General features: G+C 71.3%; 10 protein-coding genes and 1 pseudogene. 3 read left to right on the top strand and 8 right to left on the bottom strand.

What is annotated here, in order from left to right; translation table 11 throughout:
- Nucleotides 1-3: 3 nt before the first annotated feature.
- The 4 genes from P3X83_RS31365 to P3X83_RS31350 all read right to left on the bottom strand — a co-directional run bounded on the left by P3X83_RS31365 (nt 4) and on the right by P3X83_RS31350 (nt 3,453).
- Nucleotides 4-1,107, bottom strand: coding sequence for an alpha/beta fold hydrolase (locus tag P3X83_RS31365; protein WP_277308906.1), 1,104 nt, complete (start codon nt 1,105-1,107; stop codon nt 4-6).
- Nucleotides 1,108-1,419: 312 nt separating this feature from the next.
- The gene (locus tag P3X83_RS31360; protein ID WP_277308905.1) at nt 1,420-1,719 is read right to left on the bottom strand and encodes a hypothetical protein; all 300 of its coding nucleotides are present in this window, start codon (nt 1,717-1,719) and stop codon (nt 1,420-1,422) included.
- Between the two features lie 159 nt (nt 1,720-1,878).
- Nucleotides 1,879-2,109: a hypothetical protein gene (locus P3X83_RS31355; RefSeq protein ID WP_277308904.1), complete on the bottom strand. Its 231-nt coding sequence runs from the start codon at nt 2,107-2,109 to the stop codon at nt 1,879-1,881.
- A 102-nt stretch (nt 2,110-2,211) separates the two neighbouring features.
- Complete coding sequence (locus P3X83_RS31350) at nt 2,212-3,453, bottom strand: helix-turn-helix transcriptional regulator (protein ID WP_277308903.1); 1,242 nt, start codon at nt 3,451-3,453, stop codon at nt 2,212-2,214.
- A 431-nt stretch (nt 3,454-3,884) separates the two neighbouring features.
- Here P3X83_RS31350 and P3X83_RS31345 point away from each other — a divergent pair.
- Both P3X83_RS31345 and P3X83_RS31340 read left to right on the top strand, forming a co-directional pair.
- Nucleotides 3,885-4,046, top strand: a pseudogene (locus P3X83_RS31345) (transposase); the annotation flags it as partial.
- 26 nt (nt 4,047-4,072) lie between these two features.
- On the top strand, nt 4,073-4,693 hold the full coding sequence (locus P3X83_RS31340; protein ID WP_277308902.1) for a GNAT family protein: 621 nt from the start codon (nt 4,073-4,075) through the stop codon (nt 4,691-4,693).
- 311 nt (nt 4,694-5,004) lie between these two features.
- Here P3X83_RS31340 and P3X83_RS31335 read toward each other — a convergent pair whose 3' ends face one another.
- Both P3X83_RS31335 and P3X83_RS31330 read right to left on the bottom strand, forming a co-directional pair.
- Complete coding sequence (locus P3X83_RS31335) at nt 5,005-5,913, bottom strand: transglutaminase domain-containing protein (RefSeq protein WP_277308901.1); 909 nt, start codon at nt 5,911-5,913, stop codon at nt 5,005-5,007.
- Nucleotides 5,914-6,173: 260 nt separating this feature from the next.
- Nucleotides 6,174-9,029, bottom strand: coding sequence for a LuxR family transcriptional regulator (locus P3X83_RS31330; RefSeq protein WP_277308900.1), 2,856 nt, complete (start codon nt 9,027-9,029; stop codon nt 6,174-6,176).
- A 154-nt stretch (nt 9,030-9,183) separates the two neighbouring features.
- Here P3X83_RS31330 and P3X83_RS31325 point away from each other — a divergent pair, with 154 nt between their 5' ends.
- A complete protein-coding gene (locus tag P3X83_RS31325) occupies nt 9,184-10,191 on the top strand; it encodes a sulfotransferase (protein ID WP_277308899.1) in 1,008 nt (335 codons plus the stop codon).
- Nucleotides 10,192-10,198: 7 nt separating this feature from the next.
- Here the strand turns inward: P3X83_RS31325 and P3X83_RS31320 are convergent, their stop codons facing one another.
- Entirely contained in the window at nt 10,199-11,110 is a 912-nt protein-coding gene (locus P3X83_RS31320) for a hypothetical protein (protein ID WP_277308898.1), read from the bottom strand.
- 132 nt (nt 11,111-11,242) lie between these two features.
- The gene (locus P3X83_RS31315; RefSeq protein ID WP_277308897.1) at nt 11,243-12,622 is read right to left on the bottom strand and encodes a lanthionine synthetase LanC family protein; all 1,380 of its coding nucleotides are present in this window, start codon (nt 12,620-12,622) and stop codon (nt 11,243-11,245) included.
- Between the last annotated feature and the right edge of the window lie 197 nt (nt 12,623-12,819).

Raw genomic sequence — 12,819 nt, 5'->3', positions numbered from 1 at the left:
CGCTCAACCCGCCTGACGCTTGATGAAGGCGGCCATCCTCGGGAACACGTCCACGTGCGCGTTCTTGCCGATGATGGGGTCGATGTGCCCGTACCCGCGCAGGATCTCCAGCTCGTGACGGCCGGGCGCGGCCTTCTCCAGGATCCGGTGGCAGACGATGTTGGAGTCGGTGAACACGTGGTTGCGGTCGCCGGTGAGGAACAGGATCGGCGTGGTCACCTCGGCGGCCCGCTCCAGGTAGTCGAGGGGTAGTTCGGCGTGCCGAGGATCGGCCGCGTCGCACTTCACCGCCCGGCCCGCCCTGACCATCTTGTCGATGTGCCGGTAGTAGTGCACGCCCGAGGCCCCGTTGAGGTCGGCCAGCCGTTCGTGGGTGTGCGTCTCCGGCGCCAGGTTGTGGTGCGCGTACATCGCGGGCCTGCCGCTCCCCCACATGAAGCTCTGCATGTGACAGGCGGGCTCGCGGCACTCCGGGTGGAGCGCCGACACCGCGCGAGCCAGCAGCCACCTGCGGGTGAGCGGCGGCGCGTCGGAGAACCTCGGGTCGATGTACGGCAGGCCCAGCAGGTACTCGAACATGGTCGCCCCGAAGCGGAGCTTGGCCCTGGACCAGCGGTGCACCCTCGGCGTCAGCGCCACGCTGTTGCACACCAGGCTCGCGATGTCGCCGACCGCCCCGCCGAACAGGCTCATCGTGAACGACACCGACCCCAGGCAGTGCGCGATCACGTGGATCCGCCGGTCCCCCACTTTCCGGCGGATCTCCGCGAGCGCGGGCGGGTAGTCGTAGTGCGCGATGTCGTCGAGCGTGTGCCTGCGCGTCTCGACGTCATAGGGGAAGTGGCTGCTCATCCTGAAGTCGAGGGTCCAGACGTCACCGAACCCGTTGTCGAGCAGGTAGGTGGCCAGGTTCTTGATCTCCGGCATGATGAAGATGTCACTGGATGACGTCAGCCCGTGCAGCAGCAACACCACATCGCCGTCGCCGTCCCCCCGGCGAAACCTGGTCAGCTTCAGCCCCAGCTCGTCCTCGGTGGCGAACGGGTGCACGGTTATCTCCGCCCCCGGTACCCCGTCGAGTGTGAAGCGTGGGATTCGGTGCTCCATCTCCCCGTCCCTCCGATGCGTCCGCGCCCACGATTCCAAAAGACCGCCCCCCGGCGGCATCGTGGAAAACACGTACATTGGACTGCCCACGCGACGGAAAAGTTCGGACCCCCCGATGACCTGCCCCTTCACGATCACGCACCAGCGCCCGTCCGCGCCCGAGCACGGGGGCCACCGGGCCCCGTGCGCGGCGGTGTGGCCACCGCGCCTCCTGGAGGGTCTTGGACGGCGCGGGCGGATGGCATGCGCCGACCGGGGCGTTCGCCCGTGCCGTTCGGCGTGGCAGCGGCCCCGCCTCGCCGTCGCGCCCGCTCACTGGTCGAGGTCCCACGCGTCACCCGATACGGTCGTCGTCACCGCGTCACGGCGGTGCGCGGTCAGCACCGTCGCGCCGTACCGGTAATCCGCGCCGGACATGGACGGCATGAGCCGCGCGACGCGCACCCGTCCACGCCCGTTCGGGAAAGTGGCCAGCGCCGCCAGCATGTCCGTCGCCGCGACGGCCGCCGAGCCGGTCACGCCACCCGAACCTCTCCTTCCCGCATCGACCTCCCACGAGGCGAGTAGGTCATCATCTTGATCGGCCAAATCGGTAATGCCGGATTCCGGCATAGCAGGGTTAAGATCTCCCACGGGTCGCACCTCCACTGTGCGATCAAGGGGTCCGTCCGGCGTTCGCGCGCCTGCGGGCCCCGCTCTATCCGTCGCGATGAGCCTGTCGCGCAACGTCTGTGCGCAAGCTCATCTCCACGCTTCACCGGCAGTCGGCGGTTACGCCATCGGTATGGTGTGCGGTCGCCCTGCTCGCGCCATCCGGGTAGCCGCAGGCGGTCTCCCACGGCGCGGCGCGACGCGTACCTGGCCATGCCCGATCGGGAACTCGCCCAAGGCGTCGAGCCCGGCGACCTTTCGATCGGTCACGCCGCCGACGCGCTGGTCTCCGGCCTCCGCCTTCCGCACCATGACGAGATCGCCGTCGAGGGCGATGACGTCCTGCGCCATGGGCTTCACATGACGCTTGGGTCGTCCGCTCGGGAAGCATGGCGACGAACATAGGTAACACACAGCAACACCGAGGGCGCAAATCGTACCCCTTTGTTTCGGTCAGGCCAGAAGGCCGATACGGTCCGCCAACTCATGTGCCTGCGGACGCAACTCATTCGGACCGGCCTCGGCGAGCTCCCACACCAGCCGCCACGCGTAGCCGTTGTACCGGACCGTCTCCGGCGCGGTTCGCTGAGCGAGTTGGAGAGTGCCGAGCACAGCGGCCTGATCGTGGCGAAGCTGGTGAGCGCGGGCGACTTCGATGAGATGCCGCCCTCGCCGAGGCATCGAAGGGATCGGAACCGACTCGGCGCGGTTGGCCTGCCGCGCGGCCTCCCCGCTTTGGTGGAGTTCCACGGCGAGCGTCACCGCGTGCGGCTTCATGATGATCTGAGAGAATGACGTCCAGGGCTGGTAGTAATCGGCGGGCAGGCGCGCGGCGACCCGCTTCGCCTCGTCCCAGTAACCCCACGCCTCCGCCGCGTCCCCGGTCCGCGCCGACGTGAACGCCAACTCGAAATTCAGCGCGCCCCACATCGCGAGAAGGTCGGTGCCGGGGTCGTCCATGTGCGGCTGGATCGCCAGCATCCCCTGCTCGTTGATGTCACGAGCGGCGTCGAAGTCGTTCGCGTCGCGGTGCGCCTGAGCCAGGAACCACACGCCACACGACAGCGCAAGCGGATCCTCCGACTCCTGGGCGGCCGTGAGCGCCCGGTCCGCGACCCGCCATAGCAGGTCCTGCGCCGGCTGGTAGGCCACGAACATCTGTGTGAGCCCGTAGGTCTCGGCGAGCATGGCCTGGCACCGTCGCCGCGTCTCGCCTCGGTACATGTGCGCGGCGAGCTGAGCGTCGCGGATCAGGTCAGGTAGCAGTTCGCCGAGAGCGGTCCGGTGATCGGGCGAGGAGTGCCGGATCCGCCACGCCCTGTCCAGCCGTGCACGCAAAACGTCGAGCGGCTGCACGGTGCCGCCGGCGGCTTGGAACGGCAGTGCGTTGACGGCCGCACGGACCGCGGCGAGTGCGGGATGACCCGGGCCGGTGAACATGCGTACGGGCACGGACTGATCGCCGGTGATCTCCGACAGGTCGCGGACACGGAGCGCCTCCGCGAGCTGTAGCAGTATCGGCAGGCGGGGATTCTGCTGCAGCCGCCCCTTTTCCACTGCTTTCAACCACGACTCGCTTTTCCCGACGAGACCGGCCAGGACCTCGCGGGTCATCCCGCGGCGTTCACGTAGGTATTGGATGCGCTGCCCCAGAGTGAGTACCGGCGCGCCGGAGTCGTTGGTGCCGTCATTCAAGCCCCTGCCACCCTTCCCTGATTCTCGACGACTTCAGGCTAGGCACGCAGGGTTTACTCATACCAGCGATCCGGCGACCTTCCGTCCGCTGAAACCTATGACGACCGCACCGGCGCTAACTGACGGCCGCTGCGCTCCACCGCGCCTCAGCAGACGGGGCCGTGCCGTCCGGCATCTGGACCTCGGCTCGGAATACCGAGTGGTGGCCATCATTGGCAGAGTGACCGAGGTAGACCATCGACTTGAACGTGGCCGCTTCGCAGGAGATCGCCACGCCTTCGAGCTCAGAGAGCGCATCCGCGCCTTCCGGGCCGGGTCGCTACAGCACAAGTCCATTGAGGCGCCAAAAGCAGACGCGATGATTACGGCTACGAGCCACGCGAGGAGCTTGAAGCCCTGCGACGGGCACGGGAGCGCCAAGCACCGACGAATGGCAGCGACGCCATGCCCACAGGGCAGGCGTGGAAGGCACCATCACCCAAGGCGTCAAACCCTTCGGTCTGTGCAGATCCCGCTACCGCGGGACAGCAAAGACCCACCTCCAGCACCTCCTCATCGCCGCGGCGATTGACCCCACCAGGCTCGACGCATGGCTCACCGGAACGCCGCCGGAGTTCGATTGATCGAGCACTCCGAAATTCGTTGGACGTCGATCAGACATTCTGCGAATATCCGCACGGTGACAGATGAAGCCGATCGTCAGATGTCGTTTCCCACCAGTACGAAGCATGTGCGCTTTGTCGAGTTGTCGAGCGCCGCGATGTCCGCTCTGCTCGATGGGGATCTGCCCGCAGCCAGCAATACGGCTGGGGTCGCTCTGACCGAGTACTTTGTGACAGAGGAAGCACGGTGGCTGTGGCGGTTTCGGCTCGACCAGATGGCCGCCGATCCCCGCCATGCGCAGTGGATGGTGCGGCAGGTGGCGACCGGGCCTGAAGGTGTCGTCATCGGTCATGCCGGGTTTCACGGACCGCCCGATGAGGCGGGCATGGTAGAGATCGGCTACGCGGTTGTCCCCGACTTCCGTCGCCAGGGGTACGGCCGAGCCATCCTGATCGAGTTGCTGCGTCGGGCGGCGGCCGAACCGGCAGTCAAGACCGTACGGGCGACGATTAGTCCCGATAATGTGGCCTCCCTGGCCACGATTGCCGGCTTCGGCTTCGTCAAGGTCGGCGAAGACTGGGATGAAAAGGACGGCCTCGGACTCATCTTTGAAGTCCCCGCCAACCGCAGCCGCTAGGCGCGACCAACGGTCACAGTATTCGCGACCAAGGGCCGGCGTTCGGTGCCGCCTGCGGTACATACGTCCGTGGCCGACCCGGCAGGAGGCCCGCACGCCGTGACGATCGCCGGGATGCGCGGAAGATTCCGGGCGTCTCCAGGGCCCGTTCAAGGCCGTTTCCGTCCGTGTCGGGTCAGCTGATTCTTATCCGGGTGCGTCCGCAGTGGGCGCAGCGTTCTGTTCTCACTCGGCCGATGGTCTCGATGATCAGCCAGCGGTGCAGGAGTCGGCAGGGCACGCTTCCCTCCCTGCCCGCCGAACGTGCGAGGTCACGTGTCGACTAACGCCGCCCGGTGGCGCATGACGCAGTCCACCGGGACGCGGATCGGGAGACACAAGGTCTGCCCGTGCTCGTCGAACAGGGCGTCGCGGGAGGCGAAGTGGCCCAGGTCGGCAAGGACATGGCCTGACAAATCGCAGGAGGAGCAGGTCACGCCGTCCCAGTCGATCGCGGTGCGGGCGATCGCGTCGAAGAGGGTCTCGCCGCCCGTGTTGGTGAAGGGGGACGCCGACCGGAGGTCGCGCAGGTCGCCGAAGAGTTCCGAGGCGGGGACCCAGCGGTCGTGAAGGCGGAATTCCGGCCACGCCAGCACCACGCGGCGGGGAATCAGTCGCCGCAGGCGTGGGAAGCGGGGATTCCAGAAGCGTCCGTCCACCAGCAGCCCTCGGACCCGGGTGGGGGTTCCGAGGCCGCGGGCCACGGCCTCCAGCAGGGCCAGGCGCTGGCTGCAGGAGCCTCGGCCGAGGGCCAGCGTCATGGAGACGGGCTGCCGTTCGTTCATGGCGTAGACCGGGCGCACGCGGGTGGCGATGAGGCGGTGGGCCGTGGCCAGGAGAGCCAGGATGTCCAGGTCGGCCACGGTGCCCCGGTCCGCGACGTCGCCGCCGGTCGGGGCATCGACCCTGCTCGCGGCCCCGACCCTGGTCACGGCCTCGTCTGTCGCCGGGCCACTGTCCAGCGCCTCCCCCGGCGCGGCGGTGGGGATCGCGGGCTCGCCGCTCGCCGGGCCGGCGTCCCGCGGTTCGCCGGGCTCGGCGGTCGCCTTGCCGGTGCCCGGCGCGGGGGGCAGGGTGCGGACCTCGGAGATGAGGGTGAGCACGCGGGGATGGCGCCGGTTGAGGATGGGGGTGGCCGCCAGGCTTCCCTTGGCCCGCGGGGGCGGGGGGATCGGCTTCACGGGGTGATCATAACTGCGATATCCCCGCCACAAAGCATTTCTGGAATATTTACGGCGGATGTCCGGATGCTCTACCGGATTGGGTCTGGCGTGCTACCGGAACGCACGTTACCTTCATCTCGCTGCGGCCGTCACCCCCCGTAAAACTGCCGGCAAGGGAGCCGCGTGGCCAGGGTGTATGGGCTGACATCCAGGTCACGCGGCTCCGCAGGGGGTTACGTCTCGTGTGGAAACGACACGCCTCGCATGGAAACGAAGGGTCAATCGTCGCGTCGGGTAAGGGCGGTGACGACGCCGACGCGTGATGAAACGCCGAGTTTGCCGAAGACCCTCGACAAATGGGTTTCGACCGTGCGGACGCTGAGGTAGAGCTTCTCGGCGATCTGCTGGTTGGTCTGGCCCTGGGAGACCAGTTCGGCGATCTCCATCTCTCTCGGTGACAGGCCGAGGGTGGTGCCCTGGCGGGAGCCGCGGGGGGTGGTGCCGACGCGGACGCCCAGGCGGCGTTGTTCGCGGAGGGTCTGGGCGTGCAGGTTGCGCGCGCCGCAGGCGGTGAAGACGTCGGCGGCCTCGCGCAGGCGTTCGCGGGCGGTCTCGCGTTCGCCCGCCTCGCCGTAGGCGAGGCCCGCGGTGAGCAAGGCGCGGCCGGAGTCGATGCGGCGTTCGTCGCCGAGCAGTTCGGCGGCCTCGACAGCCGAGCGGGCCGCCGTGGACGGGTCGCCCGCACGGAGGGCGTGCGCACGCGCCAGCCGGGCCAGGCCCGCGAAGACGGGCAGCTCCGGGCGGGCCAGGGCGTCGGCCCGCTTCGCCCAGACCTGGGCCTCGTCGGCCTGGCCCGCCGCCCCCAGCGCGTACGCCAGGGTCTCGCAGCACCACAGCAGCGTGCCCCGGTCGAGGCGCGGCGAGCGGAACCGGTCGCACGCCTCCAGTACGGCCTGCGCCCCCTCCTCCGGCCGCCCCGCGTTGATCAGGGCCAGCCCCCTGGCGTGCCCGGCCATCGCCCCCCAGACCTCGCCCCCGCCGACCCCGGCGCTGACCGCCTCCTCCCCCGCCCGCAGCGCCTCGTCGTCCTCACCCGACCAGGAGGCCGCCAGGCACTGCTGGGTGAGCGCGAAGACGAGCTGCTGCCCGGAGCCGAGCAGCCTGGCGTCTTCCACGGACTCCTCGGCCGTGGTGCGCGCCTCGGCCAGCCGGCCGACCATCGCGAGGGTTCTGGCCTGCCCGGCGAGCAGGTTGGTCAGGATGTACGCCTGGCCGGTGGAGCGGGCGATGGACGCGGCCCGTTCGAAGTGGCGCAGCGCCCCGGCGTGGTGGCCCATGCTCCACTGGGTCCAGCACAGCCAGGCGACGGCGTCGAGCCATTCGGCCAGGTGCTCGTCGGGGGCGGCGTCGAGCCGGTGCTGGGCGGCCTCGACGTAGGCGATGGCCTCGGTGACGCGCCCGGCGGCGAAGGCGGGCATGGGCCGCATCGCGGCGACGCCGGTGGCCAGGCCGGGCGCCCAGTCGTCGGCGCCGTCGGGCATCAGGTCGAGCACGGCCTGCGCGGCGCGGAAGTCGACGCGCATCAGGCTCTCGGCGACCAGCCGCATGCGCAGCGGCACCGCCTCGGGCGCGCGCGGGTCGGGCATCTGGCGCAGTTCATCGAGCAGCAGCGCCCGCGCCTCGTGCGGGCGGTCGAGCTGGCGCTCCATCAGCGCGCACAGGCGCGCGGCGCGGGCCCGCCGGGCGTAGTCGCCGGCGGGCAGCAGGCGCAGCAGTTCGCGGGCGGTGTCGCGGCCTTCCGCGAGCCTGCCGCTGACGCTCTGCACGTGGGCCAGTTCGAGCAGCAGTTCCAGCCGCTCGGCGGTCTCGGGCAGCAGCCGCAGCGCGGACTCCAGCCAGTGCGCGGCGGTCACCGGCGCCCGCGCGGCGACGGTGCGGGCGGCCTCGACGAGGGTGTCGACCGCCCGCCGGTCGCCGAAGCTGCCGGAGCGCTGCACGTGGTGGGCCCGCGCGGTGGCGGGCGCGCCCAGCCCGTGGAGGTGGTCGGCGAGCCGGGCGTGGGCGGCGTACCGCCAGCCGGGCGCGGCGGCGGCGTAGGCGGCGCTGCGCACCAGCGGGTGGCGGAACCGGAACCTGGCCGCCCCGGCCGGGCGGACGACGTCGCGGGCGACCATCTCGTTCAGCGCCCCCAGGACCTCGTCCTCGGCCATCTCGGCGGCGACCGCGACCAGCGCGGGCTCGAACTCGTCGGCGGTCACGGCTGCGGCGTGGGCGGCCTGCCTAGCGGGCGGGGAGAGGCCGCTCAGCTCGACGTCGAGGGCCGCGCCCGCGCCGGGCGGCAGCTCGGCCTTGCCGTCCTCGACGGTGGCCAGGCCGCCGCTGAGCCGGGCCAGGGCGTCGAGGTAGAAGGGGTTTCCGCCGCTGGCCTCGTACAGCGCGCGGCGCACCGGCAGGCTGACGTCGGGGCCGAGCAGTTCCTCGGTCTGCTCGCGGGTGAGCGGGCCGATCTCGACACGGACGCCTTCGCCCGCCACGGCGGCCAGGCGCGGTACGGCCTGCGCCGGCCGGTAGCCCACGGCGAGCAGCACGCTGCCCCTTGGCGGATGGCGGACCAGGTGGTCGAGCAGTTCGATGGTGGTGACGTCGGCCCAGTGGACGTCGTCGAGGATCAGTGCCAGCCCGTCGGGCGCGGCCAGTTCTTCCAGGAGCAGTCGCACCGCGCGGTAGAGGCGGTAGCGGCCAAGGCCGCTCTGGTCGCCCGCCATCGGCGCGGCGGCGCCGGGCAGCAGGTCGGCGAGGGCCGGGATCGCGGCGGTGAGCAGATGCATCTGCGCGGCGGGCAGGCGCTCGGCGAGGTCGGTGGCGCGCGATTCGAGGTGGTCGTCCAGCGCGTCGATGAGCGGGCTGAGCGGCAGTTCCTGTTCGAACTCCGAGGCCCGCCCGGTGAGCGTGGCCAGCCCGCGCCGCCTGGTGAGGTCGGCGAGCACCCCGAGGAGCCGGCTCTTGCCGACCCCAGGGTCGCCGACCACGGCGACGAATCGGAACTCTCCCGCCCACGACTCCTCCACCGTGTGCGCGAGCGTGCGCAGGGCGTCATCCCGCCCGACGAGGACGGCGCCGACGCGAGGCTGCATGGGGGGCGTCCTTTCCGTGGGCGCGTGCTTCGCGGCCGATGCTTCATCATCGCGCGTCGGCGGGGATTCCGTCAGCCCATTGCCGAGCGGTCACGAGGGAGTATATTGCTGTAAAAGAAGTAGGTTTTCAGGGTTTTTTCCCCAAGGACGGCCCATGCCCCTCCCTGACTTCCTCGTCGCCGGCGCCCCAAAGGCCGGGACGACGGCGTTGCACACCGCGCTCGCAAACCACCCGTCGCTCTACCTGTCGCCGGTCAAGGAACCCAAGTTCTTCCTCACCGACGGCCCGCCGCCCACCAAGGGCGGACCGGGCGACGCCCGGACGTACCGCGAACACGTCTGGCGACGCGCGGACTACCTCGACCTGTTCCGCGACGCCCCGCCGGGCGCGCTGCGGGGCGAGTCGACGCCTTTCTACCTCTACGACCGCGACGCCCAGCGGCGCATCCACGCCGAGATACCGGACGCGAAACTCATCGTGGTGCTGCGCGACCCCGTGGAGCGCGCCCACTCCAACTGGACCCACCTGTGGTCGGCGGGCCTGGAGCCGCTGGACGACGTCGTGCGGGCCTGCGCTCAGGAGCCGCGCAGGATCGCGGCGGGCTGGGCGCCGTTCTGGCATTACGTCTCCCTGGGAAGGTACGGCGAGCAGCTTCGGCACCTGTACACATTGTTCCCCCGCGAGCGGGTCCACGTGTTCCGCTATCGCGACCTGGTGGACCAGCCCGCCGAGACGCTCGACCGGATCTGCGACTTCCTCGGCGTGCCCACCGGCGTCATCTCCACGGTGCCACGTGAGAACGTGACGGCCCATCCCGACGCCACCCTCACCCACCGGGTGCTGTCACGGTCGCTGCGCGCCGGGGCGGCCCTGCTGCCCGGCCGCCTCGGCGGCTCGCTGGCTGAGTCGCTGGAGGGCAGGCTGCAACAGCGGGCCAGGCCCCGGCGTCCGCTCACGTGGGAGCAGCGCAGCGCACTGCTCCCGCTGTTCGCCGGGGACATCGCGCTGCTCCAGGAGGTGACCGGAGAGGACTTCGGCGACTGGCTGCTCCCCCGGGAGCGGTCGGGCGGACTGGTGGGCACCCGGCCCGAGGGCCAGCGCCAGGCCCGCAACGGCCGTCCGCGTCGCGCGGAGCCCGGCACCGCGGGCACCGGGGGGTGAGGGCCGCTCAGCGCAGTTCGGTGCGCAGCTCGTGCGCGCCGTCGGCGCGAGTGTACTCGTAGTAGAGCCGCCGCCCGCCTCTGGGCAGCTCGACGACGTCGAGGTAGCGCAGGCCGCCCCCGCCGTACGGCGAGACGGCCGCCGGGAGGGGGGCGAGCGGCACCAGCGCGGCCGGGTCGGTGCCGGTCGCCACGCCGGTGCGCTCCTCGTAGTTCTCCCCGGCCGAGGCGCGGCCGTCGTAGCTGGCGATCACCGCGTCGCCCGCGAAGGTGACCGCGGTGATCCGCGCGCCTCTGGAGTCCCAGGTGCCGGGGACGCCGGACAGCGCGGTGCCGTGCCAGGTCCAGTCGAGACCGTCGGCGCTGGTGGCGTAGTCGGAGACCATCCGGTCGGCCTGCTCGGGGTCGGCCAGGGGGTGGCAGGAGGCCCACAGGTGCCACACGTCGCCGCGCCGCACGATGACCGGGTCCTTGACGCCCGTCTTAGGGTCGCCGGGCAGCACCACGCGGCGCCACCTGGGGTCGAAGCGGGCGGGGTCGTCCGCCTCCAGGACCTCCACGCGCCAGTGCTTGGTGCCCGGCGTGGCGCAGCTCAGGTAGAGCCGCCAGCGCCCGTCGGGCAGCGCGACGAGCGCGGGGCGCTCCAGGGAGTCGGCGTCCATCTCGTGGCTGGAGATGGTCAGCAGGGTCTCGAACCGCACGCCGTCGGCGGACCTGGCCAGCGCCACGGCGTGGCCGCGGCCCAGGCCGATCGGCCGGCGCAGGCGGTACGCGAGGTAGACGTGGCCGCCCGCGGCCACCGCGCTGGCCGCGCCCGCCCAGTATCCGGCCTCCGCGCGCTCGGGCGCGACGGCCACCACCGAATGCCCCGGGTCGGGGACCATGGCGTGGACCCTCGGGTCGTTATCTCCGATCAACACGGCCCCGACAGTAGACGCCCCTACCGGTTCGCTCATGAAGATTCACCAATCGTGGTCTCGGCTTCGCCCGGCCTTGGACCACATACCCTACTTTATCAGTCGGTTTGATTGGCAATATCGCGGGCGACCCGCTCAGGCGCGGGAGGCGGGCAGCGCGATGGCGGGGAACGGGTTGTCCGGGAGCAGGACCAGCCGGGCGGTCTCACCCGGCGCCTCGGCGGCGTGCAGGTGCAGCAGGGCCGAGCCGATGCCCGCCGCGCCCACCATGTAGCCGGTGTCGGCGGTGACCTCCCAGGGCCGCAGCCGCCGGTACGCCTGGTACCAGCGGTAGCCCGCGCCGTCGTGGCCGGTGGCCCGGTCGATCAGGTGGCCGGCGACGTCACGGGCGAAGGCCAGGTAGGCCTCGCGCCCGGTCGCCGTCCACAGCCCGGTGAACAGTTCGAGCAGCCCGGCGCCGCCGCAGCACTGGCAGGAGACGTTCCAGTAGCCGGGCGACTGGCGGTACGGCGCCCCGCTCTGCACGATTCCGCCCGCCATGCGCTCGACCCAGTCGAGGTCGCCCTGGTCGCCGGTGACCCGGTACAGCTCGTAGAACATCCGCGCCACCCCGGCGGAGCCCGAGCAGAACCCCAGGTAGTGCAGCGCGCGGCCGTGCGGCACGTGGTGCGGGACCAGCGCGCACCGTTCGGAGACCGTGCTGACCGCGCGGACGAACTCGGCGCCCCTGCGGGCGGCCTGGAGGAAGACGGGACGGCCGGTCACGCCGTACAGGCGGGCCATGAGGAAGGCGGTGCCCGCCGTGCCGGACAGGAAGCCGGGGGTGACGGCGTCGGCCGGCAGCCCGGCGCAGCCCTCCTCGCCGAACCTGTGGCCGGGCACGACCAGTTCGGCGATCCGGGCCGCCGCCTCGATCGCGACCTCCTCGTAGGCCGAGACCCCGTGGATGCCGGCCGCGTGCAGCAGCGCGAGCACGATGCCGCCGTCGCCGCTCTGCGCGGGGTCGCCGGTCCAGCCGGGGCCGCCGCGGAAGGAGCGCACGCCGCGCACGATGCGGTCGACGGCCGCGCGGGAGGCGGCCTCGAAGCGCTCCTCGCCGGTCACCCAGCCGGCCTCGGCCAGCGCGAAGGCGATGCCCGCGAGCCCGTGGTAGAGGGTGAGGTCGTGGCCCGAGACGGAGACGGACCGCTCCATCGCCATCGAGGCCAGGTGCCGCGCGCCCGCGCCGGCGTCGTCGAGGTAGGATCCGTCGCCGGTCGCCGCGGCGAGTTCGAGGAAGAACAGCACGATGCCCGCCGACCCCGCGTAGAGCGAGTGCGAGGGCCCCGCCGCCGCGGACTGGCCGCCGGGGTCGGGGTTGCCACGCCAGACGCGCCCGGCGGACTCCCACCGGGTGGTGCCGCTCAGAATGCGCGCCGGTTCATCGACGGCGGCCGAGCGGATCCACCGCCCGGCGAGCACGGCGGCTTCCAGCGGAGTGCTCCCGCCCGGCCATGTCGGCCCGTCCGGAGTCATGTCCCCTCCCGCCACCGAGTAATACCTACTTACAATGTAGGGAATACAGGTTTGGACGTCAACGCCGAGCCACCACCGGCGTATGGGACCACCATACGCCGGAAAGCCGCCCTTCAGGGCGGCGATCGCGGATGTCCCACGGTTATCCGGTCGATGAATCCAGCGCGGGGGGCCGCGCCGTATTACCCGTGCGCGCA

The sequence above is a fragment of the Spongiactinospora sp. TRM90649 genome (genome assembly GCF_029382225.1).
Lineage (GTDB): Bacteria > Actinomycetota > Actinomycetes > Streptosporangiales > Streptosporangiaceae > Spongiactinospora.
The sequence above is the reverse complement of the archived record's forward strand: the minus strand, read 5'-3'. Positions and strand labels throughout refer to the sequence as shown.